We start from the raw sequence: 290 nt of genomic DNA on the forward strand, positions 1-290 counted from the left end.
GTGGTTGATGCCCAATATGAATTACCGGTAGCCTTTACAGTGACAAAGGCCTCAACCAGCGACGTTAAAGAAGGGCACACCTTGATTGACCGGTTGGCTAAAGAACAGCCGGCCTTGGTAGAAAGATGCGAGGCCTTGCTGGCCGACAAAGCTTACGATGACACGAAACTAATCGTGAAACTATGGGACGAACACCGGATCAAGCCGGTGATTGACATCCGGAACCAGTGGCGGGACGGCGAGGAAACCCGGGTATTGGCGGGCAAAGACAACGTCGTTTATGATTATTG

At 51.7% G+C, this 290-nt stretch carries 1 protein-coding gene; it reads left to right on the forward strand.

The features are described from left to right. The coding region (locus KKC1_RS11255) for a transposase (RefSeq protein ID WP_143288743.1) at positions 1-290 on the forward strand (290 nt) is incomplete at both ends.

Origin of the sequence: Calderihabitans maritimus (genome assembly GCF_002207765.1) — a bacterium.
Classification (GTDB): Bacteria; Bacillota; KKC1; order Calderihabitantales; family Calderihabitantaceae; genus Calderihabitans; species Calderihabitans maritimus.